Raw genomic sequence first — 26,016 nt, 5'->3', positions numbered from 1 at the left:
CTCCTGCACGTCAGTTGGGTAGGGTGAGCGAGGCGTCCACGTCAGCCAGCGCCTCGGCAAAGCGCGTGCGAATGCGCTCCAGCGCGGCGGCGTCGTTACCCTCGAAGCGCAGCACCAGCATCGGCGTGGTATTGGACGCGCGGCACAGACCCCAGCCATCCGGGTAGTCCACGCGGATGCCGTCCAGGGTGGTCTTGACGCCCTCGTCACCGAAGTCACCTTCCCGGGCCAGGCGCGCGACCAGGTCGAACTTGGTCTCGTCGGTGACCTCGATGTTGATCTCCGGGGTGCTCAGGTTCTGCGGATAGCGATCGAAGAAGGTGTCGGCGTCGCCGTCGAAGCGCGACAGGATCTCGAGCAGGCGGGCGGCACCATAAAGGCCGTCGTCGAAGCCGTACCAGCGTTCCTTGAAGAAGATATGGCCGCTCATCTCGCCGGCCAGCAGGGCGCCGGTTTCCTTCATCCGTGCCTTGATCAGGGAGTGGCCGGTGCGCCACATTTCCGGCGTGCCGCCGGCCTTCTCGATCACCTCGATCAGCTTGCCGGTGCACTTGACGTCGAAGATCACCCGGGCGTCCGGATTGCGACTGAGCATGTCCTCGGCGAACGCCATCAGCAGGTGGTCGGGGTAGATCAGGCGCCCCTTGGGGGTGATCACGCCGAGGCGGTCGCCGTCACCGTCGAAGGCCAGACCGATGTCGGCGCTGTGCTCGGCCACCGCGTGGATCAGGTCCTTGAGGTTCTCCGGCTTGCCGGGGTCCGGGTGGTGGTTGGGGAAGTTGCCGTCGATGTCCTCGAACAGCGGCACGGTGTCGGCACCGAGCTGTTCGACCAGGCGCGGGCCCAGTTCACCGGCCACACCGTTGCCGCAGTCCACCACCGCCTTGATCGAGCCCGACAGCGAGACGTCTTCGAGGATGCGCTTCAGGTAGGCGTCACGCACATCGTGCTCGGACACCTGGCCCTGGCCTTCGCGCAGATCGCCGTTCTGAAGGCGAGTGTAGAGCGCGGTGATCGCCTCGCCAGAGAGCGTCTCGCCCCCCAGCACCATCTTCAGGCCGTTGTAGTCCGGCGGGTTGTGGCTGCCGGTCAGCATGACCCCGGAGCGGGTACCTTCCAGGGTGTGGGTGGCAAAGTACAGCACCGGCGTCGGCACCATGCCGATGTCGACCACGTCACAGCCGCTGGCGGTGAGGCCGCGGGTCAGGGCCTTGATCAGGCGCGGGCCGGAGAGTCGCCCGTCGCGGGCCACCACTACACGGGATTCGCCGCGGGCCTGGGCTTCGCTGCCGATGGCCTGGCCGATCGCCTCGACCCCGGCTTCGGTCAGGGTCTCGTCGACGACGCCTCGAATATCGTAGGCACGAAAGATCGTGGAGGGGACTTGAGTCATGTGAGGGTCCTGTCCTTTTGACGTGGCGCTTGAATGAACGGGTAGTCGAACCTGGGGCGTCAGTGGCGTCCGGAGCTGCCGAAACCGCCGCCGCCGCGAAGGCTCTCGGAAAAGTCCTCGACCACTTCCAGCTCGGCCTGGACCACCGGCACCAGCACGTACTGGGCCAGACGTTCGAAGGGCTCGAGGGTGAAGGCGGTGGTCGATCGGTTCCACACCGACACCATCAGTTCGCCTTGGTAGTCGGAGTCGATCAGGCCGACCAGGTTGCCGAGCACGATGCCGTGTTTGTGGCCAAGCCCCGAGCGGGGCAGGATCATGCCGGCCAGGCCCGGATCGGCGATATGGATCGAGAGCCCGGTGCGGACCAGTTCGCAATCCCCGGGGGCCAGCGTCAGCGGCGCGTCGAGCAGGGCGTGAAGGTCCATCCCGGCCGAGCCGTCGGTGGCGTAGCGGGGCATGCGCTCCTTGATCCGTTCATCGAGGATCTTGACGGCGAGGCGAGGGCGCGAGGCAGTGTCGTGCATGAAAGGTCCTTGGTCTTGGGCAGCCAGACAGGCTTCCTGATAAATAAGTGGTGTCGTGGCTCAGTTCGGGTTCGGCCGCACCGTCTGACGTCGCGCCTCGAGGCAGGCTCGGGCCTGGGCGATGATGGCTTGGGCCAGGCTGGCCTTGTCCTGGTCGGTCTCTTCGCGGCGGGCGAGAGACTCGCCGTCGCGCCACACCAGGGTTGCGGCATTGCGGTCCGAGCCGAAGCCGAGTCCCTCCCGGGAGACGTCGTTGGCGACGATCATGTCGAGCCCCTTGCGCGCGAGCTTGCCCTCGGCGTAGCGCACCACGTCGCGGGTCTCGGCGGCGAAGCCGACCATCAGCGGACGCGGATCGCGGGCAGCCAGGGTGGCGATGATGTCGGGGTTCTTGACCAGCTTCAGGGTAAGACCGTCGTCGTCATCGCGCTTCTTTATCTTGTGTTCGGCCGGAGCCTCGGCGCGATAGTCCGCCACCGCCGCGCAGCCGATGAAGATGTCGCAGCCATCCATCAGCCCTTCGGCTGCGGCGAGCAGTTCTTCCGCGGTTTCTATGTCGTGGCGGGCAACGCCCGAGGGCGTCGGCAGACTGACGGGGCCGGCGATCAGGGTGACACGGGCGCCACTGTCCCGGGCCGCTTCCGCCAGGGCGAAACCCATCTTGCCGGAGCTGTGATTGGACAGGTAGCGCACCGGATCCAGCGGCTCCCGGGTGGGGCCGGCGGTGATCACCACATGAAGGTCTGCGTCCGGGGGCACTGCTTCGCCTTTCTCTCCCACGACGCCTGTCGCTGTCCGGGGCGTGGAGGGAGAGCCGGCATCCAGCAGGGCGCCGAGAATGGCCTCCGGTTCCATCATGCGTCCCGGGCCGACGTCGCCACAGGCCTGGTCGCCCTGGTCGGGCCCCAGCAGGGCCCAGCCATCCTCGACCAGCCGGGCGGCGTTGCGCTGGGTCGCCGGATGGCGCCACATGGCCTGGTTCATCGCCGGGGCCAGCATCCGCCGGGCGTCGCTGGCCAGGCAAGCGGTGGTCAACAGATCGTCGGCCATGCCCTGGGCCAGGCGCGCCATCAGGTCGGCGGTGGCGGGGGCGATCAGAATAAGGTCGGCCCAGCGGGCGAGTTCGATATGACCCATGCCGAGCTCGGCGTCGGGGTCCAGCAGCGAGGTGCGTACCGCGCGTCCGGTCAGCGCCTGCAGCGTCAGCGGCGTGATGAAGGCCTGGGCTCCCTCTGTCATCACTACCTGCACCTCGCAGCCCGCCTGCACCAGCAGTCGGGCCAGAGAGGCGCTCTTGTAGGCGGCAATACCGGCGCTGATGCCCAGCACAACCCGCTGCCCGGGGCGCAGGCCGCCGGGGCCTGAGCCGGTCAGGCCGCAACCGGAAGAGGAGGGAGCGTGCAACATGAAAAAAGTCCGCAGCCAGAGTCAGCCCTCTACCTTACCACCGGTACCGGATCATGCGTAGCCGCGCACCCTGGCTCCAGATCAGGCAGACCGCACTAGACTCAACGGGTATGTCGGCGCTCGCCGACAGGGCGTGAGGGGAGGATGTGACAAGAGGGTGTGAGAAGAGAGTGTGAGAAGAGGATGTGGCGGCTGGGTGTGAGAAGAGGATGTGACAAAAGGGTGTGACGACAGGGCGTGACGAGAAACGGAGCAGGAGACAGGGATGTCGATACGAGACTGGCCAGAGGGCGAGCGCCCTCGCGAGAAGCTGCTGACGCTGGGGCCCACCGCGCTATCCGACGCCGAGCTGCTGGCGATTGTGCTGCGGGTCGGGGTGGCAGGACGCTCCGCGGTGGACCTGGCACGGGACGTACTGGGTGCCTTCGGCGGACTGCGTGCCCTGCTCGAGGCGCATCAGCAGGAGGTCTGTGCCCAGCGTGGCCTGGGGCTTGCCACCTTCGTTCAGCTGCAGGCCGCCCAGGAGATGTCGCGCCGTCATCTGGCGAGCTATCTGGAGCGGGGTCAGGCGCTGAATTCTCCCGCGCGGGTCAGGACCTTTCTTTCCGCTCAGCTTCGTCATCTGGACCACGAGGCCTTCGCCGCACTGTTTCTCGACGCCCAGCATCGGGTGATCCGCTTCGAGGTGCTGTTTCGCGGCACCCTGGACAGCGCCTCGGTGTACCCACGTGAGGTGGCCAAACGTGCCCTGGCGCTGGGGGCGGGCGCCTTGATCCTGTGCCACAACCATCCCTCCGGGGTGGCCGAGCCCAGTGATGCCGACCGGCGTATCACCGATCGCCTGAAAGAGGCGCTGGGCCTGTTCGATATCCGTGTACTGGATCATTTTGTGGTTGGAGACGCAGAAGTGGTGTCATTTGCCGAGCGAGGTTGGGTATAATGCGCCGCGCGCAAAGAGAGCTGGCCCAGGCGGGGCGAGGATCGTCTCGATCCTATCGCGTCCTGGCCGGGCGACTCTCTACCCGAACACGTCACGTCATCGCCGTCGACGCAGCGGAGCCGTTTCGAGCACCTCGACACGGGCCGTGAGCGAGCGACCTGGCGAACGTTGGTGTATCCCTTGCCCATGGAGGCAGGGTCTGGTATAAAGTGCACCCTTTGAATTCCCTTGGGTCAAAAGCACGGGGCTCATGACAGGGCTCGAGGTTGCTGAGGGCATGATGAATGCGGACTTTCGCCGGCACCGCGCGGCCAGTCTGCGACACATCCCTTCGGTTCTCGCCCTTCCCGGTTTGCCCGACAGGTTTTGAACAACTCGCCACGCGGTTGGAGGCTCTCATGTCCAAAGTATGTCAGGTTACCGGCAAGCGCCCGGTGACTGGTAACAACGTTTCACACTCCCAGCGCAAGACCCGTCGTCGTTTCTTGCCGAACCTTCACAGCCATCGCTTCTGGGTCGAGTCCGAAAAGCGTTTCGTGACCCTGCGTGTTTCCTCCAAGGGCATGCGCATCATCGACAAGAAGGGCATCGAAGAGGTGCTCAGCGATATCCGTAAGCGCGGCGACGCCATCTAAGGATGACGTCCTCGGGAGCCCACTGGTTCGCCTGAGCGAACGGCCTCCGCCGACTTGAATGACTGGCCTGGTGTGCACGACGCGTACCAGGCGGCAAACTGGGAGAAGTCTCATGCGTGACAAGATTCGTCTGGTGTCCAGCGCCGGTACCGGCCACTTCTACACCACCGACAAGAACAAGCGTAACACTCCGGACAAGATGGAAATGAAGAAGTTCGATCCGGTGGTTCGCAAGCACGTGATGTACAAGGAAGCCAAGATCAAGTAAGGCTTGATCTCGCTTCCACCGCAGGCGAGTTGTCGCCTGTCACCGAGAACCCGGCCCCGAGGTCGGGTTCTTGCGTATGTCCCTGTCAGCGGCCCCGGGCGATGGCGTGATGTCGCTCGCTGCTCGCCGCTCTAACCTCAGGCCCCAGGTGTGCCATGCCCGAGCTTCCCGAAGTCGAGACCACCCGGCGCGGCATCGCCCCCCATGTACAAGGGCGCGAGATCCGTGAGGTGCTGGTGCGCCAGTCGCGCCTGCGGGTGCCGGTGCCTGAGGATCTCGCCGATCGTCTGATCGGCGCCCGCCTCGGCGAGATTCGCCGTCGCGCCAAGTACCTGCTGCTGCCGGTGCTGTCGGGCGAGGGCGGTGAAAGCGTCGAGAACGGCGAGACGGTCGCCAGCACCGAGGGTACCTGCACGGCCGCGTCCCGGTCGGACGACGGCGGCGGAGTGCGCGAAAAGGGCACCCTGCTGTGGCACCTGGGCATGTCCGGTAGCCTGCGTATTGCCCGCCTCGGTGAGCTGCCCAGGAAGCACGACCATGTGGACCTGGTGCTCGAGGACGGCGTCATCCTGCGCTATCACGACCCGCGTCGTTTCGGCTTCGTCGACTGGCTCCGGGACGACGAGGCCCACGATACCCGCTTGTCGCGGCTAGGCCCCGAGCCGTTGTCGCAGGCCTTCGACGGCGCCCGGCTGTACGCCCTGTCGCGGGGGCGCCAGGCGGCGGTGAAGCCGTTCTTGATGGACAATGCCGTGGTCGTCGGGGTGGGTAATATCTACGCCAGCGAAGCGCTGTTTCTGGCCGGTATCGATCCGCGCCGCGCGGCCGGTCGCATCGGACGCGAGCGCTACGATCGCCTGGCCGCCGCCGCCAAGGAGGTGCTGGCCGCGGCCATCACCCAGGGCGGCACCACCCTGCGCGACTTCGTCAGCGGCACCGGCGAACCCGGCTACTTCGCCCAGCGCCTCAACGTCTATGGGCGTGCCGGCGCACCCTGCCGCCGATGTGGCGGTGAGCTGAAGCACGTGACCCTGGGGCAGCGTGCCAGTGTGTTTTGTCCCCGCTGTCAGCGTTAGAGGAAACACTGTATAAATTGCTGCGCTCGACATCTCGGTCGCCGGCGGTGCTCAAGGTCCTCATTTAACCGCATGTAAACTCCGGCCTCTGCGCTCCGGCGACAACCGACCTGTCATCGCTCGCGACATTTATTCAGCGCTTCCCGAGATTTGAGCTGATGGCGATTTTGAAAAACTTCTAGAGAGAGTGATCACCGTGACTCGTCCGCTGCGCCTGAAAAAGAACGCCGATCGTCGCCTCAAGTCCGGCCACCTGTGGCTGTATTCCAACGAGATCGACATCGCCGAGACGCCGCTCAAGGGGCTCGAAGTCGGTGAGCAGGTCATCGTCGAGGCCGCCAATGGCAAGCCCATGGGTCTGGCCTACGTCAATCCCAACTCGCTGATCTGCGCCCGCATCGTCTCGCGTGACCCGAGCATGCGGCTGGATCGCTCGCTGCTGGTGCATCGCCTGAATCAGGCCCTGGCGCTGCGCCAGAGCCTGTTCGACAAGCCGTTCTATCGCCTGGTCCATGGTGAGGCCGATCTGCTGCCGGGGCTGGTCATCGACCGCTACGCCGAGGTGCTGGTGGTCCAGCTCAACACCGCCGGCATGGAAGCGGTGAAGGACGAGCTGCTCGACGCACTCGACAAGGTGCTGTCCCCTGCCTGTGTGGTGCTGCGCAACGACACCAGTGGTCGTCGTCAGGAAGGCCTCAGCGAGGTGGTAGAAGTGGTCAAGGGCGAGCTGCCGGAGCAGGTGCTGCTGGAAGAGAACGGCGTGCAGTTCGTCGCCCCCGTGCTCGACGGCCAGAAGACCGGCTGGTTCTACGACCACCGCATCAACCGCGCCTGGCTCAATCAGCGGGTGGCCGGCAAGCGGGTGCTGGACCTGTTCAGCTACGTCGGTGGCTGGGGCGTGCAGGCGGCGGCCCATGGCGCCAGCGAAGTGCTGTGCGTGGATGCCAGCGAGTCAGCGCTGGATCGCGTCGCCGAGAACGCCGCGCTCAACGGCCAGCACGAGCGGGTCGCTGTGGGTCACGGCGACGCCTTCGAGGCGCTGGCGGCGCTCAAGGCCGACGGCGAGAAGTTCGACGTGATCGTGCTCGATCCGCCGGCCTTCATCAAGAGGCGCAAGGATATCGCCAACGGCGAGCGTGCCTACGCCCGACTCAATCGCGACGCCATGCGCCTGCTGGGCCGCGATGGCCTGCTGCTGTCCGCCTCCTGCTCCATGCACCTGGCACAGGATCGCCTGGTCGACGTGGTGCGCGGTGCGGTACGTCACCAGGATCGTCAGGGACAGATCCTGTTCCAGGGCCACCAGGGACCGGATCACCCGGTGCACCCGGCGATCCCCGAAACCGCCTACCTCAAGGCGCTCGGTGTGCGCGTCTTTCGCGACTGAGCAAGGCGCGATTGAACAAGGCATGAGCTAGATAGGCGCGACGTGACTCGCCGTGGCTGAACACGCTGGGCCGAACTAGCTGGGCCGAAAAAGGCCCAGGGGCTTGCCTCGGGCGATGGAAGTGTCACATCGTGCCTGGGCAAGCCCGCGCCAAGGAAGACACCATGACCGAGGTTCCCTGGACCCTGATCTTTTCCCACGGCAACGCCCTGCTGGTGGGCCACGTGCGCAACCTGCTCGACGCCGCCGGGATCCCCTGCGAACTGCGCAACATGACCCTCGGCGGTGGCGCCGGGGAGCTGCCGCCGCTGGAGTGCGAGCCCCAGGTGTGGGTCGCCGAGCACAACCGTGAGCGAGCCGAAGCGCTGGTGAAACAGGTGCTCGAGGAGCCAGCGCCGGACAGCGCCTGGCGCTGCCGGGCCTGCGGCGAGGAGCTCGAAGGGGCCTTCGATACCTGCTGGAACTGCGGTGGCCGCAAGGAGGACGATCATGACCGCTGAACACGGTGCCTTCGACTGGGATCTGCCCCGGCCCTTCGTGATTGACATCCTGGTGGCGCCCGAGGCCATCGACCACTATGGCCACGTCAACAACGCCCAGTACCTGCGCTGGGTGGAACAGGCCAGCTGGGAGCACTCCGGCCAGCTGGGTCTGACCCTGGAACACTACCGGGCGCTGGATCGCGCCATGGCGGTGCACCGTCACGAACTCGACTATCTGGCGCCGGGTTTCGAGGGCGAACGCCTGGCCATGGCCACCTGGATCGTCGCCTGCGACTCGCGCCTGACCCTGACCCGCCGCTTTCAACTGATACGCCCGCAGGATGGTGTCACCCTGCTGCGTGCACGTACCCGCTACGCCTGCATCGCTCTCTCAAGCGGCCGTCCCCGCCGTCTTCCTCCCGAATTCGTCAGCGCCTACGGCGGCGCCCTGGTCGCGGAAAGCTGACGATAACGTCCTGACGACAGGGACCTGACCACACAGACCTGAGCGTACACAGCTGGCCTCCGCCCCTTCCGGCAATTTTCTGGCACCATGGGTGTCGAGTTGGCGAATCTCAATACTGGCAGCTTTTTTGTCCTGACCCTGGGTGTGATAGGTCGCACTTTGTTCCTGAATGCGTCTAAAGACTCCCTGGGTTCATGGAAGAACTGCAGCACTTTGGACCACGAGGTAGAGGCGGGAGGGTCAGCCTGGTGGCCGTGGACGGCGACGTGGTCAACGACCGCCTCAGCGAGGTGGCCCTGGGAGTCAAGATTTGCGGGTGTGTTGTGCCACTTAACAAATATGTTATAACATAACATTTTGTGCGAGTGTGATGGTCTCAGACGCCTTGTGCAATCGGCGCGGCGGGAGGAGCGGTGAGATGCCAACGATGGATGACGCAGCGCATCTTCTCGAGATGCCGGACGACGACTACATGAACGGTGAGCAACTGGCGTTCTTTCGATGCCGATTGCTGCAGGAACGGGCGCTGGTCGAGGAGCGACTGCAGGAGGTTCGCCTGCGCATGTCGGCTCGAGAAAGGTCGAGCGACGATCTGGACCAGGCAGCCCAGGAGGAAGAGCTTCAGCTGCAGCTTCGCCAGGCCGACAGGGAAACCCGCTTGCTGGCCAATATTGCCAGCGCCTTGAAGCGCGTCGAGACGGGTGAGTACGGCTACTGCGAGGAGACCGGCGTTCCCATCGGACTTCCCCGGCTGTTGCACCGGCCCACGGCGCGCTTGTGCCTCGAAGCCAAGCAGCGCCAGGAACAGAGAGAACATCACTTCGCCAGGACGCGGAAGTAGCGGCGCCGGTAAGCATCCACCGCTTGTGACCGTGATGGCCGCCCCAAGGGCGATGCTGAGTCCGGACGAGTGCCTGCTCGGTGGGCTTGTCCACGGATGATCCAACCGGCTCAGCGAAGGCGGTGGCGTATGTCGCATCAAGATTCGCCCATGCCGACTACGCCGGGCGACGATTACTATCTGATTCGCAGGAATCACAACCAAGGAAGCATGAATGATTCGCAAGAATCCCTACGGTGATTTGCCGGTTGTCCACCCCAGCGCCTTTGTCGATCCCACGGCCATTCTCTGTGGGCGGGTGATCGTCGAGGAGAACGTCTTCATCGGCCCCTACGCGGTCATTCGTGCCGATGAGGTCGATGCCGATGGCAAGATGGAGCCGATGATCATCGGCGCCCACTCCAATATCCAGGACGGCGTCGTCATCCACTCCAAGTCCGGGGCAGCGGTGATCATTGGTGCACGCACGTCGATTGCGCATCGCGCCATCGTGCATGGCCCTTGTGTGGTAGGAGAGAGCGCCTTTATCGGTTTCAACAGCGTGCTGTTCAACTGCACCATCGGCAAGGGCGCGGTGGTGCGCCATAACGCCGTGGTGGATGGTTGTGATCTTCCCGACGACTTCTATGTGCCATCCACCGAGCGGATTGGCCCAGGGACCGATCTGGACACCCTGTCCCGCGTAACGGTCCAGGATTCAGCATTTTCCGAAGACGTGGCCCGCACCAACAATAGCCTGGTGGAAGGCTATAGGCGGATCCAGAACTCTTTTTAGCCCGGCGCTCTGGTTCGAGGATAGGCGGATGGCCTCTGGGCGGCGAGACGCAGCACCAGGCGGCCGGGAGCGCTGGCTCACCCGCTGCGGGGCCAAGGTGGGGGGACGTCACCACGATCAGCGGCGCCGGATACCGCTACGACGCTCAGGACGTGTGAGGCTCTTTGCCATCGGGTGCCGCCGGGAGAGAACTTCACGCCCTGGTGTGTCTTGCTGTTTTTAGGGGCCTGGGAAGAAAGTTCAAAGGTCTTTGAGGGTGAAGTTTTCTGATCTTTCCGTTTTTTCGCCGGGGGTTTATTGGCAAAAAATTCCTGTGCTTCACTGTGGGTGACGATAAAAAATCTGTTGTACGAATCGATGGGAGAGTCGCCATGCAGATCGCCGTCCCCAAGGAAATCAAGAACCATGAGTACCGCGTCGCCCTGACCCCCAGTGGTGCGCGGGAGCTGACCGAGCGAGGCCACGCGGTGGTCGTGCAGGCCGGTGCGGGTGAGGGCGCCGGTTTTACCGACGAGGCCTATCAGGCTGCCGGTGCCACCATCGAGGCCGACGTGGACGCGCTGTTCGATGGCGCCGAGTTGATCCTCAAGGTCAAGGAGCCCCAGCCCGAAGAGGTGGCCCGGCTGCGCCCCCAGCACACCCTGTTCACCTACCTGCATCTGGCCGCCGAAGAAACCCTGACCAAGGGGCTTCTGGACAGCGGCGCGACCTGCATCGCCTACGAGACCATCACCGCGCCTCAGGGCGGACTACCCCTGTTGGCGCCGATGAGCACCGTGGCCGGACGCATGGCCGTGCAGGCCGGTGCCCACAGTCTCGAAAAGGCCCAGGGCGGTGCGGGTGTATTGCTGCCCGGGGTGCCTGGGGTGCCGCCTGCCAAGGTTACCGTGATCGGCGGTGGCGTGGTCGGCGAGAACGCCGCCCGCATGGCGTTGGGGCTGGGCGCCGATGTCAGCGTGCTGGACAAGTCGATCCCGCGCCTCGAGACCCTGGATGATCGCTACCAGGGGCGCATGAAGACGGTGTTTTCCTGCGCCGACGCACTGGAAGAAGCGGTGCGCGAATCGGACCTGATCATCGGGGCGGTGCTGGTCCCGGGGGCGGCGGCGCCCAAGCTGATCAACCGCGCCATGCTGTCGGAAATGAAGCCGGGGGCGGTGCTGGTGGACGTGGCCATCGATCAGGGCGGTTGCTTCGAGACCTCCAGGCCCACCACCCATGCCGAGCCGACCTACGTGGTGGACGGCGTCGTGCACTATTGTGTCGCCAACATGCCGGGTGCGGTGGCGCGCACCTCGACCCAGGCCCTGACCAACGCCACCCAGCCGTTTGTGGTGGCGCTGGCCGACAAGGGCTGGCGTCGGGCGCTCGGTGAGGATCGTCACTTCGCCGCCGGTCTCAATGTCCATGACGGCCAGCTCACCTACGCAGCCGTAGGGGAGGCCTTCTCGCTGCCGGTGATCAGCGTGGAGAGTGTGCTCGGCTGATGTGATTGGCCAAGGGTCGGCCGGGGCGGCGCTGTCGCCCCGGTCGCCATCCACAGGCCTTGGCGTTACCATAGCGGGCATTTGCCGATACTAGAGTGCCGTCCATGTCCGCAACGACCACCGCTTCCGACAAGACCCGGGTGCTGACCGGTATCACCACCACCGGTACCCCCCATCTGGGCAACTACGTCGGGGCCATCAAGCCGGCGATCGAGGCCAGCCTCGATCCCAACGTGCAGTCCTACTACTTCCTCGCCGATCTGCACGCGCTGATCAAGTGTCAGGACCCGCAGCGGGTCCAGCAGTCGCGCCTCGAGATCGCCGCGACCTGGATGGCGCTGGGGCTGGACACCGACAACGCCATCTTCTATCGCCAGTCCGATATCCCCGAGATTCCCGAGCTGACCTGGATGCTGTCCTGCGTCTGTGCCAAGGGCCTGATGAACCGCGCCCACGCCTACAAGGCGGCGGTGGCGGAGAACGACGAAGCCGGCAACCAGGATCCGGACAAGGGCGTCACCATGGGCCTGTTCGGCTATCCGGTGCTGATGGCAGCCGACATCCTGATGTTCCAGGCCAACAAGGTGCCGGTGGGACGCGACCAGATCCAGCATATCGAGATGGCCCGAGACATGGCCGGGCGCTTCAATCATCTCTACAAGGGTGACTTCTTCACCCTGCCCGAGGCGGTGGTGGACGAGCGGGTCCAGGTATTGGGTGGCCTCGACGGTCGCAAGATGTCCAAGAGCTACAACAACACCATCCCGCTGTTCGTGCCGGAAAAGAAGCTGCTCAAGCTGGTGCGCAAGATCAAGACCAACTCGCTGGAGCCCGGCGAGCCCAAGGATCCCGACACCTGCACCCTGTTCCAGATCTATTCGGCCTTCGCCAGCGCCGAGGAAACCCAGGCCATGCGTGATGACTACGCCGCGGGCATCGGCTGGGGGGACGCCAAGAACCGGGTCTTCGAACACCTCAACGAACAGCTGCGCGCCCCGCGTGAGCGTTACCAGGCGCTGATGGAAGATCCGGGCCATATCGAGACGGTGCTGCTTCAAGGGGCCGAGCGTGCTCGTGCCGAGGCTGCTCCGCTGATGGATCGACTGCGTGTCGCCGCGGGGCTTGGTCGCTTCGTTTGAGCCGTTTCCTACGCGTCTCATCGTCGAGTCGCTCTTGTCTGAGCTAAAGTGCGCATGGGCCCTGCGTTGAGGGCCCGCTTTTGCGGGGCTTTCTCGACGGCGTGCTAGAGTGGGCACAAAGGAAGAATGGTATAACGCCTTGTCAGGCAGGCGCCGCCTGAGCCCGGTGCATCGCGCACGGGCGATGTCGTCAGTGTTTCCCCAAGGGTACCGAGAAGAGTGCCCGGACTCGCCAGAGTCCCTTGACCGAGTCACCAAACGAGACGAGAGATGAGCACAGAACCCAAGCGTCCCCTCTATATTCCCTACGCTGGACCCTCTCTGCTGGAGATGCCGCTGCTCAACAAGGGCAGCGCCTTCACCCAGAAGGAGCGCCTGCAGTTCAACCTGATCGGCCTCTTGCCGCAGAACGTCGAGACCATCGACGAACAGGTCGAGCGTGCCTACCACCAGTACCAGCAGTGCCAGAATGACCTGGACCGCCATATCTACCTGCGGGCGATCCAGGACGACAACGAGACGCTGTTCTTCCGCCTCGTCTCCGAGCATCTCGAGGAGATGCTGCCGATCATCTACACCCCCACGGTCGGCAAGGCCTGTGAGGAGTTCTCCAATATCTATCGCAACCACCGGGGGCTGTTCATCTCCTACCCCGACCGCGAGTACATGGACGACATCTTGCGCAGCGCCACCAAGGACAACGTCAAGGTGATCGTGGTCACCGACGGCGAGCGCATCCTCGGCCTCGGTGACCAGGGCATCGGCGGCATGGGCATCCCCATCGGCAAGCTGTCGCTGTACACCGCCTGTGGCGGCATCAGCCCGGCCAATACTCTGCCGATAATGCTCGACGTCGGTACCAACAACCAGCAGTTGCTGGACGACCCGCGCTACATGGGCTGGCGCCACCCGCGTATCAGCCAGGAAGAATACGACGAGTTCATCGATGCCTTCATGCAGGCGGTGAAGCGGCGCTGGCCCAAGGTACTGCTGCAGTTCGAGGACTTTGCCCAGGCCAACGCCATGCCGCTGCTGGAGCGCTATCGCGACGAGCTATGCTGCTTCAATGATGACGTCCAGGGCACCGCTGCGGTCTGCGTCGGCACCCTGATGGCGGCCTGCCAGGCACGTGGCGAGGGCATGGCCCGTCAGCGGGTGGTGTTCGTCGGCGCCGGCTCCGCCGGCTGCGGCATCGCCGAGATGGTGGTGGTGGCGATGATGGCCGAAGGCCTGACCGAGTCCCAGGCCCGCGAGCGGGTCTACATGGTCGATCGCGAGGGCCTGGTGACGGACGACCAGACCTGGCTGCGTGACTTCCAGCGCCGCCTTGCCCACCCGGCCGGTATGGTCGAGGGCTGGGAAGGTCAGGACCTGCTCGAGGTGGTCAAGCAGGTTCAGCCGACGGTGCTGCTCGGCGTCTGTGGCCAGAAGGGTATCTTCACCGAGGCGGTGGTCAAGGCGATGCACGCCAACTGCAAGATGCCGCTGATCATGCCGCTGTCCAACCCCACTTCGCGGGCCGAGGCGATCCCCTCCGACGTGCTCGAGTGGACCAACGGTGACGCCCTGGTGGCCACCGGCAGTCCCTTCGCCCCGGTCGAGATCAATGGTCGTCGCATTCCCATCGCCCAGTGCAACAACGCCTACATCTTCCCGGGGATCGGCCTCGGGGTGGTGGCAAGCGGTGCACGCCGCGTCACCGATGCGATGCTGATGGCGGCCTCACGGGCTCTGGCCCGGGAGGCACCGATCGTCAAGGAGGGCGAGGGTGCCATGCTGCCGGCGCTGTCGCGCATCCGCGATATCTCCAAGTCGATCGCCTTCGACGTGGCGGCCCAGGCCCAGCACGAGGGCGTGGCGCTCAAGAGCGACGGTACCAAGCTGCGCCGCGACATCGAAAAGAGCTGCTGGATGCCCAACTATCGCGACTATCGTCGCCGCGCCTTCTAGGCGTCCGCACGCTCAAGCGATCACTGAACCCCGCCACAAGGCGGGGTTTTTAATTACTGGCGTGAGGCGCAGTCGGGTAGCAACACAGGCGGGTAGCAATAGATGCGGTCGCTCAAGCGCTGCGCTGAAGGGTCTGTAGATGGAGTAGAAAACAAGATTCGCACAAAAAAAGACCTCGCCGGTGGGCGAGGTCTCGGTGTGACGGCCAGTGCGATGCGCCGGCCGTCTGTGTGGCGGGCCTGGGCCCGCCGGGTGATCAGGCGGCGCCGATCATCTTGCGCAGCACATAGTGCAGGATGCCGCCGTGGCGGTAGTACTCGAGCTCGTTGGCGGTGTCGATGCGACACAGGGCGTCGAGGGTCTTCTCACCCTTGTCGCCCTTGATGGTCACCTTGACCTTGCCGCCCGGCTCGAGGCTGTCGAGGCCCTCGATGGAGACCGTCTCGTCGCCGGTCATGCCGAGTGACTTGCGATCCTCTCCTTCGGGGAACTGCAGCGGTACCACGCCCATGCCGATCAGGTTGGAGCGGTGGATGCGCTCGTAGGACTCTGCCAGCACGGCGCGCACGCCGAGCAGCAGGGTGCCCTTGGCTGCCCAGTCGCGGGAGGAGCCGGTGCCGTACTCCTTGCCGGCCACCACCACCAGGGGGGTGCCTTCCTCCTGGTACTTCATGGCGGCGTCGTAGATCGCCATCTGTTCGCCGCTGGGCACGTGGCGAGTCTCGCCACCGACCACGCCATCGAGCATCTCGTTCTGGATGCGCACGTTGGCGAAGGTGCCGCGCATCATCACCTCGTGGTTGCCGCGCCGCGAGCCGTAGGAGTTGAAGTCCACCGGCTTGACGCCGTTCTCCTGCAGGTAGCGGCCCGCCGGGCTGTCGGGCTTGATCGCGCCGGCCGGCGAGATGTGGTCGGTGGTCACGCTGTCGCCGAGCATGGCCAGTACATGGGCGTCCTTGACGTCCTCGACCTTGGACGGCTCCTTGCCCATGCCCTCGAAGAAGGGCGGGTGCTGGATGTAGGTCGAGTTGTCGTCCCACTCGTAGACCTCGCTTTCCGGCACCTTGATGGCCTTCCACACCTCGTCGCCGTCGAACACCGCGGCGTATTCTTTGCGGAACATCTCGGTGTTGACCTTCTCCACCGCCTCGGCGACCTCGGCCTGGGTGGGCCAGATGTCCTTGAGGTAGACCGGCTCGCCGTCGCTACCTTCACCGATGGGGTCATTGTCCAGGTCGCAGCGCACATTGCCGGCCAGGGCGAAGGCCACCACCAGGGGCGGTGAGGCCAACCAGTTGGTCTTCACCAGCGGGTGCACCCGGCCTTCGAAGTTGCGGTTGCCGGACAGTACCGAGGCCACCGTCAGGTCGCCGGTCTTGACCGCATCCTCGATCGGCTCGGGCAGCGGGCCCGAGTTGCCGATGCAGGTGGTGCAGCCATAGCCCACCAGATTGAAGCCCAGGGCGTTGAGGTCGTCCTGCAGGCCGGCGGCGGCCAGGTATTCGGTGACCACCTTGGAGCCGGGAGCCAGCGAGGTCTTGACCCAGGGCTTGGTCGCCAGGCCCTTCTCCTTGGCCTTGCGGGCCAAGAGGCCTGCAGCCATCATCACGCTGGGGTTCGAGGTGTTGGTGCACGAGGTGATGGCAGCGATGACCACCGCGCCGGGGTCCAGGCTGAAGTCCTCGCCCTTGTAGTTGACGTCCTGGCTGTCGGCGTGACGATAGCTGCGCTCGACGCCGACCGCGGTCTGGCCGCCCTCGGAGCCCATCTTGTCGTCGCGGCTGTCCTTGGCCGACTTGCCCTCGTCCTCCATCAGTTTTTCGAAGGTGGTGGCGAGCTGGCTCAGGGCGACACGGTCCTGGGGCCGCTTGGGACCGGCGAGGCTGGCCTCGACGTCACCCATGTCGAGTCCCAGGGTGTCGCTGAAGATCGGCTCGTGGCCGGGTTCGCGCCACAGGCCCTGCTCCTTGGAGTAGGCCTCGACCAGGGCGATCTGGTCGTCGTCGCGGCCGGACAGCCGCATGTAGTTCAAGGTCTCGTCGTCCACCGGGAAGAAGCCGCAGGTGGCGCCGTACTCCGGGGCCATGTTGGCGATGGTGGCGCGGTCGGCCAGGGGCAGGTCCTTGAGGCCGTCGCCGTAGAACTCGACGAACTTCCCGACCACGCCTTTCTTGCGCAGCATCTCGGTGACGGTGAGTACCAGGTCGGTGGCGGTGATGCCTTCTCTGAGCTTGCCGGTCAGCTTGAAGCCGATGACCTCGGGGATCAGCATCGACACCGGCTGGCCGAGCATGGCGGCCTCGGCCTCGATGCCGCCGACACCCCAGCCGAGTACGCCGAGGCCGTTGATCATGGTGGTGTGGGAGTCGGTGCCGACCAGGGTATCCGGGTAGGCCAGGGTCTTGCCGTCCTCTTCCCGGGTCCACACCGTCTTGCCCAGGTACTCCAGGTTGACCTGGTGGCAGATGCCGGTGCCCGGCGGCACCACGCGGAAGTTGTCGAAGGCCTGCTGGCCCCAGCGCAGGAACTCGTAGCGCTCGCGGTTGCGCTCCATCTCCAGCGCCACGTTGTCCTTGAAGGCGGACGGGTCGCCGTACTTGTCGACCATCACCGAGTGGTCGATGACCAGATCGACCGGCGACAGCGGGTTGATCTTCGACGGTTGCTCACCGAGTTTCTCCACCGCGGCACGCATCGAGGCCAGGTCGACCACCCCCGGCACGCCGGTGAAGTCCTGCATCAGCACGCGGGCGGGACGGTAGCCGATCTCGCGGTCCGAGCGGCCTTCCTTCTGCCAGTCCACCAGCGCCTGAAGGTCGTCTCTGGACACGCTCTCATCGTCGGCAAAGCGTAGCTGGTTTTCCAGCAGTACCTTGAGCGTCATCGGTAGACGCTGAATATCGCCAAGGTCCTCGGCAGCCTGGGCCAGGCTGTAGAAGTCGTACTGAGTCCCGCCTACATCTAGCGTGCGACGGGTATCCGGTAGGGAATCGCTACTCATGCTGTCCTCCTGAGGCATTGAATCGAACGGTCCAGGTTCGCTGGGATCGGCGCGGGGCCAATATCGATCCCTTGGTGGTACTAGTAGTGGTACTTGGTCATCATAGTTGTGTTCTTCAACCGTTGACGTGTAAACGGATGCCGGATCACGCCTTGAAAGGCTGTCGGGTCACCCCCATGGTGAAGGTTCACGTCGATCGCGACCAGAGGGGAGGTGCATCGTGCACGAACAGACGCTGCCGAGCTGGCGGCTTGATTGCCCCTACTGCGATGCCCATATCGAGCTGGTGGTGGACACCTCCCAGGGCAGCCACGAGACCTGGGAAGACTGCCCTCAGTGCTGTGCGCCGATCCACTACCGTATCGAGGTGGATGCGGTGACCGAGGATATCGTCTCGGTGGTCGCCGGCGACGATGACGAGGTCATGTGACAGGGCTCATGTGATGGAAGTGTCATGCGCCGCTGTGGGCCGCGTAACGATCTCATTCGAGCCTGGCGGATGTCGATGACGGCGTCATTGCGACGTCATCGCCGTCGGGTGACAATAGCCGGCGACTATCGGGTCGATGGCCCAGGTCGATTGGCCCGGTGTGGTTCGCTGGCCTAGGGTGACATCCGGTATTTGCCCCTGATTCTTGAACCCTCACGTTTCACTACTCCAAGGAGACTTTCATGAGCGTACTGGTAGGACGTCAAGCTCCCGATTTCGAAGCCGCCGCCGTCACCGGCAACGGCGAAATCGTCGAGAACTTCAAGCTGTCCGACAGCAACGGCAAGCTGCGCGTGCTGTTCTTCTGGCCGCTGGACTTCACCTTCGTGTGCCCGTCCGAGATCATCGCCCATGACAACCGTCTGGCGCAGTTCAAGGATCTGGGTGTCGAGGTGATCGGTGTCTCCATCGATTCCCAGTTCACCCACTACGCCTGGCGCAAGACCAGCCCGGACGCCGGTGGTATCGGTGAGGTCGGCTTCCCGATCGTGGCCGACGTCAAGCACGAGATTACCCAGGCGTACGGCATCGAGCATCCGGAAGCCGGTGTCGCCCTGCGCGCCTCCTTCCTGATCGACGAGGATGGCGTGGTGCAGCATCAGGTGGTCAACAACCTGCCGCTGGGCCGCAACGTCGATGAGATGGTGCGTATGGTCAAGGCCCTGCAGCACCACCAGAAGCACGGCGAAGTCTGCCCGGCTGGCTGGGACGAAGGCCAGGAAGGCATGAAGGATACCGCTGAAGGTGTCGCCAAGTACCTGGGTACTCACTCCAGCGAGCTGTAAGACGCTGCCAGCGCTCACCGCCAGGTGAGCCGACTCGGGACAGCCCGAGCAGTGTCACGACGGGGCGGCCTGGCCGCCCCGTTGCGTATATTCTCGGTATGCTGGTGTGCTGGCCAGTCGCGACAGACCCTTGCGCGGCAGACCGCACCCTGCCGACCCGAGTTCCGGGTGGATTGGCTCATGACGACGCTGCGTCGCCGTCATCATCGAATCCATTTTCCTTTAGCGTCGCGGCCCCCCAGGGGAGCCCCCGGCTTAGTCAAGTTAGTCTTGTGAGGTAGCCATGAGCGAAGTGCGCCACGAACGTCTGATCATCCTGGGCTCGGGGCCTGCCGGCTACAGTGCGGCGGTCTACGCTGCGCGGGCCAATCTCAAGCCGCTGTTGATCACCGGCATGCAGACAGGCGGTCAGTTGACCACCACCACCGACGTGGACAACTGGCCAGGCGACGACGCCGGTGTCCAGGGGCCGGAGCTGATGGAGCGCATGCGCCGTCACGCCGAGCGATTCGATACCGAGGTGCTGTTCGACCATATCCACGAGGTGGAACTGCGCGAACGTCCCTTCACCTTGAAGGGCGACAACGGCACCTACACCTGCGACGCCCTGATCATTGCTACCGGGGCCAGTGCGCGCTACCTGGGGCTGCCCTCGGAGCAGCAGTTCATGGGCCAGGGCGTGTCGGCCTGCGCCACCTGCGACGGCTTCTTCTATCGCAACCAGGAAGTGATCGTGGTGGGCGGCGGCAACACCGCCGTGGAAGAGGCGCTTTACCTGTCCAATATCGCCTCCAAGGTCACCCTGGTGCACCGCCGCGACAGCCTCAGGGCGGAGAAGATTCTGCAGGACAAGCTGTTCGAGAAGGCCGAGAACGGCAACGTCGAACTGATCTGGAACCACACTCTGGACGAGGTGCTGGGGGACAACACCGGGGTCACCGGTGCGCGGCTCAAGGCGGTCGAGGACGGTTCGACCCGCGAGATCACCGCACCCGGCGTGTTCATCGCCATCGGTCATAGCCCCAACACCGGCATCTTCGAGGGTCAGCTCGAGATGGCAGGCGGCTATATCAAGGTCAAGTCAGGCCTCGAGGGCAACGCCACCGCCACCAGCGTGCCCGGTGTGTTCGCCGCCGGCGACGTCATGGATCACGTCTATCGTCAGGCGATCACCTCCGCTGGCAGCGGCTGCATGGCGGCGCTGGACGTGGAGCGCTACCTGGACAGCCTCGACTGACGCTATCGTCAGGCGCGATATCACTGCCTCAGCCGGTAGCGGCTGCATGGCGGCGCTGGACGTGGAGCGTTGCCTGGACAGCCTCGACTGACGCTATCGTCAGGCGCGATATCACTGCCTCAGCCGGCACTATCGATATCGATCTGATACAAAAAACACCGCCAGGCAAATGCCTGGCGGTGTTCTTGTTGATGGCATCCGCCGGGGGAGCAACGGCGGAGCAGTACTGTCCTGTCCGCCGGGCCGGGCCTCAATAGTGTGGCGGCAACTCGTCCTCGGGGCCCGGGGCATCGCCCAGTCCGCGGTCGTTGCTGGCCGCCAGTTCGCGTAGCCTTTCCTGCATCAGGCGATTGATGCGTTCCAGCTCCATCATTCGGCGCTCCTGGCCGGCGATGGTGGCGTCCAGGCTGTCCAGCCAGTGTTCCTGGTAGGCCAGACGGCTCTCCAGTTCTTCGACACGCTTTGCTAGATCGGCGGACGACTTGTCAATACCCGTGATAGACTCATGTTGCGGTGTGTCACTGTTCATCGTGTCAACTGCCTGCCTTGGGCTTTTTTCGAGAAGTCGTGGCGGAAGGATCTCGTCTGTGTATCGTGCATGGCCGCAGATCCCATGGTCATTCCACCTGTTTTCACCATAAGAAGAGAGTTTTTCACGTCCATGAAAAAAAGGGTATTCGTTCGTTGTTGTGTGATCAGTCTGCTGTTGGCCGCGCCTGCACCGCTGCTGATTGCTCTTGCCGTCAGCCTGGTGACCGGGCTGTCCGTCGAGGAGTTGCACGGCGCCATCGCCGAGGAGGCACTGCTGCATGGCTACCTTGCCGCTGCCGGAGCGGTCTTTGGCGTGTTGCTGGTAGCCACCCTGGCCCTCAATGCCCTGACGCCAAGGCTGGTCAACCTGGCCGAGGTCGAGGATGACGATCGCGAGATCGGCGAGGTCAAGTGGTTCAATGTCAACAAGGGCTACGGCTTCATCACCCGTGACGGGGGCGAGGACGTCTTTGTTCACTTCCGTGCCATCCGCGGCCGGGGCCATCGCACCCTGGCCGAAGGCCAGAGAGTACGCTACTACGTGATCGAGAACGAGCGCGGCCTGCAGGCCGACGACGTCACCGTCATCACCTGAGCGCGATGCTCTCGCCATTGCCACGACGCCCCGCCTAGTGCGGGGCGTCGTCGTTTGTGGCGCCGCGGGTCTGTCTCTGCGCCCGGCTCAGTATCCGTTTCTGCGCCCGGCTCTGCGCCCGTTGCAGGACCCTTTTCAGGGCCCAGCTGGGAGCGCCTCGTCAGTGTCCCGAGTCGGGCCAGTCGATGGCCGATTCGCTGCCGTCGGGTAACACCTGCAGGAAGCGGTCGGGGTCGTCGCCGGGCTGCCAGCCGCCCAGCGAGCAGCGCACCTCGCAGTCCAGCGCCAGGGCGGCGGCCCTGGCGAAGTCGGCGTCGGTGGGCCAGGGGGACTGGCCGCTGTCGAGCCACAGGCTGGCGAAGCCATCGGCGGCCTTGCCGACCAGCAGCACGGGAATGTCGGCACCATCGAGGTGACCTTCGGTGCGCCACTTGAGCTTGCCGCAGGGGGTCAGCGGCGGGGCATTCAGGGTGGCGCCGAGCCACTCGCCGATGCGCTCGGCGCTGGCCTCGCCAAGATAGATCTCGATATCCGGGTAGCGCTCGGTCATCACTTCAGCTCCTTGCGTCGGCGAACAGCCGCGTCAGGATGGCTTCGTAGACCCGGCTCAGGTCATCCAGGTCTGCGGCGCGCACGCGCTCGTCGACCTTGTGGATGGTGGCGTTGAGCGGGCCAAGTTCCACCACCTGGGCGCCTAGCGTGGCGATGAAGCGACCGTCGGAAGTACCGCCGGAGGTGGACAGCACCGGGGTGGTGCCGGTGACGTCGCGGACGCCGGCCACGGCGGCGTCGACCAGCGCCCCTTCGCGGGTCAGGAAGGGCTGGCCGTTGAGCGTCCAGTCGATCTCGAAGTCCAGGTCGAAGCCACGCAGGATGGCCTCGGTGCGCTCGCGCAACTCGGCATCAGTGGTCTCGGTGGAGAAACGGAAGTTGAAGGTGGCCTCGACCTCGCCTGGGATCACATTGGTGGCACCGGTGCCGGCGCGCAGGTTCGAGATCTGGAAGCTGGTGGCAGGAAAGCAGTCGTTGCCGGCATCCCAGTGTTCGTTGGCGAGGGCGTCCAGCGCCGGCGCGATCTGGTGAATCGGGTTACGCGCCAGGTGAGGATAGGCCACGTGGCCCTGGATGCCGCGGACCTTGAGCACGCCGCCCAGCGAGCCGCGCCGGCCGTTCTTGATCACGTCGCCCAGGCGCTCGGTGGAAGAGGGCTCGCCGACGATGCAGTAGTCGAGGCGTTCGTTGCGCTCGCGCAGGTGCTCGACCACCGCACGAGTGCCATCCACCGCCGGGCCTTCCTCGTCGGCGGTGATCAGAAAGGCGATGCGTCCGGGGTGATCGGGGTGGGCGCTGACAAAGCGCTCCACCGCCGTGACCATGGCGGCCAGACTGCCTTTCATGTCGGCGGCGCCGCGACCGCGCAGCATGCCGTCGTCATCGATGATCGGGGCAAAGGGCGGGGTCTGCCACTGGTGCTCGGGTCCGGTGGGTACCACGTCGGTGTGGCCGGCGAAGGCCAGCACCGGGCCGTGGTGACCGTGCACCGCCCAGAAGTTTTCCACTTCGCCGAAGGGCAGCGACTCGATGTTGAAGCCCAGGCGCTCGAGGCGTTCGATCATCAGCGCCTGGCAGCCCATGTCGTCCGGGGTTACCGAAGGACGCCGCAACAGCTCGAGGGCAAGCTCCAGGGTGGGCGAGAGTGTCTCGGTGGTCGCGGGGGCGTCGGTCGGTGCAGGCAAGTCGGTAGTCGGCATAGCGGTCTCGAAGAAAGGCGGCGGCCAGGGCCGCCGCGCTCGGGATCAATTGTGGGCGTGCAGCGCTTCGTTGAGGGCGATGGCGCTCTTGTTGGTCAGGCACTCGATACGGCCGTTGGTCGAGTTGCGACGCAGCAGCAGATCGTCCTGGCCGGCCAGTTCGCGGGCCGCCAGGGTGCGTACTTCCTGGCCCTGGTCATCGAGCAGGGTGACCTTGGCGCCGGCGGTGATGTAGAGCCCGGCCTCGACGGTGCAGCGGTCGCCCAGCGGGATACCGATACCGGCGTTGGCGCCGATCAGGCAGCCTTCACCCACCGAGATGATGATGTTGCCGCCACCTGACAGGGTACCCATGGTGGAACAGCCACCGCCCAGGTCGGAGCCCTTGCCGACCACCACGCCGGCCGAGATACGGCCCTCGATCATGCCCGGGCCTTCGGTGCCGGCGTTGAAGTTGACGAAGCCCTCGTGCATCACCGTGGTGCCCTCGCCCAGGTAGGCGCCCAGACGCACCCGTGCGGTGTCGGCGATGCGCACGCCATTGGGCACCACGTAGTCGGTCATCTTGGGGAACTTGTCGACACAGTCCACCGACAGGGTGCGACCTTCCAGGCGGGCCTTGAGGCGGCGTGCCGGCAGCTCGATGATGTCGATGGCGCCTTCGCTGCTCCAGGCAATGTTGCGCAGCAGACCGAACATGCCGGTGAGGTCGAGCTGGTGCGGCTTGACCAGGCGATGGGACAGCAGGTGCAGCTTGAGGTAGACCTCCGGGGCGCTCTGGGGCGGCAGGTCCTCACTGATGAAGGTCGCCACCAGCGGACGCTGGCTGGCGCTGAGGCTGGCGGCCAGTTCGGCCTGCTCCGGGTGGCCGGCGTCGCGCAGGGCGTCGGCCAGGGCCTGGCAGTGTTCCGGCAGGAAGCTGACGGCGGCGGTGCCCTGGGGCGCGTCGAGTACCCGGGCGGCGGCCTCTACCAGGCTGGCGTCGGGGGCGAGCAGCGGCGCCGGGTAGTAGACCTCGAGCCAGTCGCCCTGGGTGTTCTGGGTGCCGATGCCGAGTGCAAAGCTGTGCATGCCGTATGTCCTTTTCGTAGGTACTGGAATTCGCAAAGAGGGGCGCGGAAAAATCAGAGGTCGTCGTAGTCGCCGTCGCGATAGCCGACCAGGATGTCGTCGCCGGTGTCGAGCAGCGGGCGCTTGATCAGGGTCGGGTTGGCGAGCATCAATTCGCGGGCCTTGTTGGCGTCGACGTCGTTCTTGTCGTCGTCAGGTAGCTGGCGCCAGGTGGTGCTGCGCTTGTTGAGCAGGGTCAGCACCGGCACCGACTCGAGGAAGTGCTCGAGCAGTGCCGCCGATACGCCATCGGCGCGCAGGTCATGGACCTGGTAGGGGTGGCCGCTGCCGTCCAGCGCCTTCTGGGCCTTGCGGCAGGTATCGCAGTTCTTGATCACGTAGAGCGTCAGCATGGGGCCCGTCCTCAATGTTCGTTGGTCGTGGCGTCGGTCGGGATCAGCCGCGTGCGAGCAGGTCGCGGATGCGCTCGGCCGCTTCCCGAGTGGGGGCCAGTTCGTCCACCAGTGCCAGTCTCAGCCGACCGGCGCCCGGGTTGGTGCCGTCGCTGCCGGTTCTGCCCATGTAGCTGCCCGGCAGGACGCTGACGTGGGCCTCGGCGTAGAGTCGCCTGGTGAAGGCGGCGTCGTTACCGTCGGGGACCGCTGGCCACAGATAAAAGCTAGCCTCGGGGGCGGGAAAGTCCATCACCGGTGCGAGGATCTCGGTGACCGCGGCGAACTTGGCGCGGTAGGCGTCTCGGTTGTCGCGCACGTGGGCTTCGTCGGACCAGGCGGCGATCGAGGCCTGCTGGATCGGCAGCGCCATGGCGCAGCCGTGGTAGGTGCGGTAGCGACGAAAGCGGCTGATCAGCTCGGCGTCGCCTGCGACGAAGCCCGAGCGTAGCCCCGGCAGGTTCGAACGCTTGGACAGCGAGTGGAACACCAGGCAGCGGTGATAGTCGTGGCGCCCCATGCCAGCGGCGGCCTGCAATAGTCCCGGTGGTGGCGCCTGCTCATCCAGGTACAGCTCCGAGTAGCACTCGTCGGAGGCGATGATGAAGTCGTACTCGTCGGCCAGGGCGATCAACTGCTGGAACTCTTCGATCGGGGTCACCGCGCCGGTGGGGTTGCCCGGCGAACACAAGAACACCAGCTGCACCTGGCGCCAGGTGTCGGCGTCGACGGCCGAGAAATCCGGGCGGAAGTCGTTGTCGGCACGGCAGTCGAGGTACAGCGGGGTGCCGCCGGCCAGCAGGGCGGCGCCTTCATAGATCTGGTAGAAGGGGTTGGGCACCGCCACCCGCGCCGGGCGTGAGCGATCGAGACAGGCCTGGACGAAGGCGAAGATGGCCTCGCGGGTACCGTTGACCGGCAGCACCTGGCGCTCGGCGTCGAGCCCGTCCAGGCCGAAGCGGCTACTGGCCCAGTCGGCGATGGCCTGACGCAGCTCGGGCAGTCCGGCGATGGCCGGATAGCGGGCGAAGTCATGCTGATGTCGGGTCAGGGCGTCGAGTGCCGCCTGGTAGGGCGCATGCTGTGGCTCGCCGATGGTCAGCGGACGATGGGCGAGGTCGGCTGGTGGCGTCAGGTCCGCCTTCAGCGCCGCCAGGCGCTCGAAGGGGTAGGGTTGCAAGGCGTCGAGATCAGGGTTCATGGGGTCCAGGCGCGCCCTTGGGGCGTCGTTGTCATCACGGGAGTGGGTGCCGTCGGCGCGGGGCGCGACCGGGCATCGATTATAGGGAAGGGGCGTACCAGCCTCAAATCGACGCGCCTTGCCTGCTGTGTGATTCAGGTCAGCTCGGCG

26 protein-coding genes are annotated in these 26,016 nt (G+C 65.2%); 16 read left to right on the top strand and 10 right to left on the bottom strand.

Annotation, left to right across the window (positions count from 1 at the left end; all coding sequences use genetic code 11):
* Positions 1 to 10 precede the first annotated feature (10 nt).
* The 3 genes from NFG57_RS17385 to coaBC are packed head-to-tail and all read right to left on the bottom strand — an operon-like array spanning position 11 to position 3,327.
* Positions 11 to 1,393: a phosphomannomutase/phosphoglucomutase gene (locus NFG57_RS17385; protein WP_222569991.1), complete on the bottom strand. Its 1,383-nt coding sequence runs from the start codon at positions 1,391 to 1,393 to the stop codon at positions 11 to 13.
* Between the two features lie 59 nt (positions 1,394 to 1,452).
* Positions 1,453 to 1,920, bottom strand: coding sequence for a dUTP diphosphatase (gene dut, locus NFG57_RS17380; RefSeq protein ID WP_045991213.1), 468 nt, complete (start codon positions 1,918 to 1,920; stop codon positions 1,453 to 1,455).
* Between the two features lie 60 nt (positions 1,921 to 1,980).
* Positions 1,981 to 3,327 carry a bifunctional phosphopantothenoylcysteine decarboxylase/phosphopantothenate--cysteine ligase CoaBC gene (gene coaBC / locus NFG57_RS17375; protein ID WP_348814856.1) on the bottom strand — a complete coding sequence of 449 codons (1,347 nt, stop codon included), beginning with the start codon at positions 3,325 to 3,327 and terminating at the stop codon, positions 1,981 to 1,983.
* A 265-nt stretch (positions 3,328 to 3,592) separates the two neighbouring features.
* Here coaBC and radC point away from each other — a divergent pair, with 265 nt between their 5' ends.
* From radC to NFG57_RS17315, 12 genes are all read left to right on the top strand, one after another.
* Positions 3,593 to 4,267, top strand: coding sequence for a DNA repair protein RadC (gene radC, locus NFG57_RS17370; RefSeq protein ID WP_124803508.1), 675 nt, complete (start codon positions 3,593 to 3,595; stop codon positions 4,265 to 4,267).
* Positions 4,268 to 4,665: 398 nt separating this feature from the next.
* Complete coding sequence (rpmB, locus tag NFG57_RS17365; RefSeq protein WP_045991211.1) at positions 4,666 to 4,902, top strand: 50S ribosomal protein L28; 237 nt, start codon at positions 4,666 to 4,668, stop codon at positions 4,900 to 4,902.
* A 112-nt stretch (positions 4,903 to 5,014) separates the two neighbouring features.
* Positions 5,015 to 5,170: a 50S ribosomal protein L33 gene (gene rpmG, locus NFG57_RS17360; RefSeq protein ID WP_016856547.1), complete on the top strand. Its 156-nt coding sequence runs from the start codon at positions 5,015 to 5,017 to the stop codon at positions 5,168 to 5,170.
* Between the two features lie 155 nt (positions 5,171 to 5,325).
* Positions 5,326 to 6,246 (top strand): bifunctional DNA-formamidopyrimidine glycosylase/DNA-(apurinic or apyrimidinic site) lyase, encoded by a 921-nt coding sequence (gene mutM / locus NFG57_RS17355; RefSeq protein ID WP_222516082.1) that lies wholly within the window; start codon positions 5,326 to 5,328, stop codon positions 6,244 to 6,246.
* Between the two features lie 196 nt (positions 6,247 to 6,442).
* Positions 6,443 to 7,633, top strand: coding sequence for a class I SAM-dependent rRNA methyltransferase (locus NFG57_RS17350; RefSeq protein ID WP_222569995.1), 1,191 nt, complete (start codon positions 6,443 to 6,445; stop codon positions 7,631 to 7,633).
* A gap of 164 nt (positions 7,634 to 7,797) precedes the next feature.
* Positions 7,798 to 8,133: a DUF2007 domain-containing protein gene (locus tag NFG57_RS17345; protein WP_348814855.1), complete on the top strand. Its 336-nt coding sequence runs from the start codon at positions 7,798 to 7,800 to the stop codon at positions 8,131 to 8,133.
* Positions 8,123 to 8,581, top strand: coding sequence for a thioesterase family protein (locus NFG57_RS17340; protein WP_045991208.1), 459 nt, complete (start codon positions 8,123 to 8,125; stop codon positions 8,579 to 8,581). Before NFG57_RS17345 ends, NFG57_RS17340 begins: the two co-directional genes overlap by 11 nt.
* 418 nt (positions 8,582 to 8,999) lie before the next feature.
* The gene (locus NFG57_RS17335) at positions 9,000 to 9,422 is read left to right on the top strand and encodes a TraR/DksA C4-type zinc finger protein (RefSeq protein WP_124803502.1); all 423 of its coding nucleotides are present in this window, start codon (positions 9,000 to 9,002) and stop codon (positions 9,420 to 9,422) included.
* A 214-nt stretch (positions 9,423 to 9,636) separates the two neighbouring features.
* Entirely contained in the window at positions 9,637 to 10,197 is a 561-nt protein-coding gene (locus NFG57_RS17330; RefSeq protein WP_045991206.1) for a carbonate dehydratase, read from the top strand.
* A 371-nt stretch (positions 10,198 to 10,568) separates the two neighbouring features.
* The gene (gene ald, locus NFG57_RS17325; protein ID WP_348814854.1) at positions 10,569 to 11,684 is read left to right on the top strand and encodes an alanine dehydrogenase; all 1,116 of its coding nucleotides are present in this window, start codon (positions 10,569 to 10,571) and stop codon (positions 11,682 to 11,684) included.
* 104 nt (positions 11,685 to 11,788) lie between these two features.
* Entirely contained in the window at positions 11,789 to 12,823 is a 1,035-nt protein-coding gene (trpS, locus tag NFG57_RS17320; RefSeq protein ID WP_045991200.1) for a tryptophan--tRNA ligase, read from the top strand.
* Positions 12,824 to 13,093: 270 nt separating this feature from the next.
* Positions 13,094 to 14,773 carry an NAD-dependent malic enzyme gene (locus NFG57_RS17315; protein ID WP_108132277.1) on the top strand — a complete coding sequence of 560 codons (1,680 nt, stop codon included), beginning with the start codon at positions 13,094 to 13,096 and terminating at the stop codon, positions 14,771 to 14,773.
* A gap of 256 nt (positions 14,774 to 15,029) precedes the next feature.
* On the opposite strand, the gene acnA is transcribed toward NFG57_RS17315, so the two are convergent.
* On the bottom strand, positions 15,030 to 17,774 hold the full coding sequence (gene acnA / locus NFG57_RS17310) for an aconitate hydratase AcnA (protein ID WP_045991198.1): 2,745 nt from the start codon (positions 17,772 to 17,774) through the stop codon (positions 15,030 to 15,032).
* A gap of 220 nt (positions 17,775 to 17,994) precedes the next feature.
* Here acnA and NFG57_RS17305 point away from each other — a divergent pair, with 220 nt between their 5' ends.
* From NFG57_RS17305 to trxB, 3 genes are all read left to right on the top strand, one after another.
* Positions 17,995 to 18,204: a CPXCG motif-containing cysteine-rich protein gene (locus tag NFG57_RS17305; RefSeq protein WP_108449737.1), complete on the top strand. Its 210-nt coding sequence runs from the start codon at positions 17,995 to 17,997 to the stop codon at positions 18,202 to 18,204.
* 242 nt (positions 18,205 to 18,446) lie between these two features.
* Positions 18,447 to 19,049: a peroxiredoxin gene (locus NFG57_RS17300; protein ID WP_045991196.1), complete on the top strand. Its 603-nt coding sequence runs from the start codon at positions 18,447 to 18,449 to the stop codon at positions 19,047 to 19,049.
* A gap of 283 nt (positions 19,050 to 19,332) precedes the next feature.
* On the top strand, positions 19,333 to 20,286 hold the full coding sequence (trxB, locus tag NFG57_RS17295) for a thioredoxin-disulfide reductase (RefSeq protein WP_045991195.1): 954 nt from the start codon (positions 19,333 to 19,335) through the stop codon (positions 20,284 to 20,286).
* A 250-nt stretch (positions 20,287 to 20,536) separates the two neighbouring features.
* On the opposite strand, the gene NFG57_RS17290 is transcribed toward trxB, so the two are convergent.
* Positions 20,537 to 20,815 carry a SlyX family protein gene (locus NFG57_RS17290; RefSeq protein WP_181248591.1) on the bottom strand — a complete coding sequence of 93 codons (279 nt, stop codon included), beginning with the start codon at positions 20,813 to 20,815 and terminating at the stop codon, positions 20,537 to 20,539.
* A 132-nt stretch (positions 20,816 to 20,947) separates the two neighbouring features.
* On the opposite strand from NFG57_RS17290, the gene NFG57_RS17285 reads away from it, so the two are divergent.
* Positions 20,948 to 21,412, top strand: a complete 465-nt coding sequence (locus tag NFG57_RS17285; RefSeq protein ID WP_045991194.1) for a cold shock domain-containing protein — start codon at positions 20,948 to 20,950, stop codon at positions 21,410 to 21,412.
* Between the two features lie 160 nt (positions 21,413 to 21,572).
* On the opposite strand, the gene NFG57_RS17280 is transcribed toward NFG57_RS17285, so the two are convergent.
* From NFG57_RS17280 to dapC, 5 genes are read right to left on the bottom strand one after another with little or no spacing between them, the layout of a single operon-like run.
* Complete coding sequence (locus NFG57_RS17280) at positions 21,573 to 21,962, bottom strand: hypothetical protein (protein ID WP_045991193.1); 390 nt, start codon at positions 21,960 to 21,962, stop codon at positions 21,573 to 21,575.
* A 4-nt stretch (positions 21,963 to 21,966) separates the two neighbouring features.
* Positions 21,967 to 23,163, bottom strand: coding sequence for a succinyl-diaminopimelate desuccinylase (gene dapE / locus NFG57_RS17275; protein ID WP_045991192.1), 1,197 nt, complete (start codon positions 23,161 to 23,163; stop codon positions 21,967 to 21,969).
* Between the two features lie 45 nt (positions 23,164 to 23,208).
* The gene (gene dapD / locus NFG57_RS17270; protein ID WP_108132279.1) at positions 23,209 to 24,234 is read right to left on the bottom strand and encodes a 2,3,4,5-tetrahydropyridine-2,6-dicarboxylate N-succinyltransferase; all 1,026 of its coding nucleotides are present in this window, start codon (positions 24,232 to 24,234) and stop codon (positions 23,209 to 23,211) included.
* 53 nt (positions 24,235 to 24,287) lie between these two features.
* Positions 24,288 to 24,626, bottom strand: a complete 339-nt coding sequence (locus NFG57_RS17265; protein WP_108132280.1) for an arsenate reductase — start codon at positions 24,624 to 24,626, stop codon at positions 24,288 to 24,290.
* Positions 24,627 to 24,669: 43 nt separating this feature from the next.
* Complete coding sequence (gene dapC / locus NFG57_RS17260) at positions 24,670 to 25,866, bottom strand: succinyldiaminopimelate transaminase (protein WP_348814853.1); 1,197 nt, start codon at positions 25,864 to 25,866, stop codon at positions 24,670 to 24,672.
* Between the last annotated feature and the right edge of the window lie 150 nt (positions 25,867 to 26,016).

Source organism: Halomonas sp. H10-59 (assembly GCF_040070555.1).
Taxonomy (GTDB): Bacteria; Pseudomonadota; Gammaproteobacteria; order Pseudomonadales; family Halomonadaceae; genus Halomonas; species Halomonas litopenaei.
This window is presented reverse-complemented; position numbering and strand designations above follow the sequence as displayed.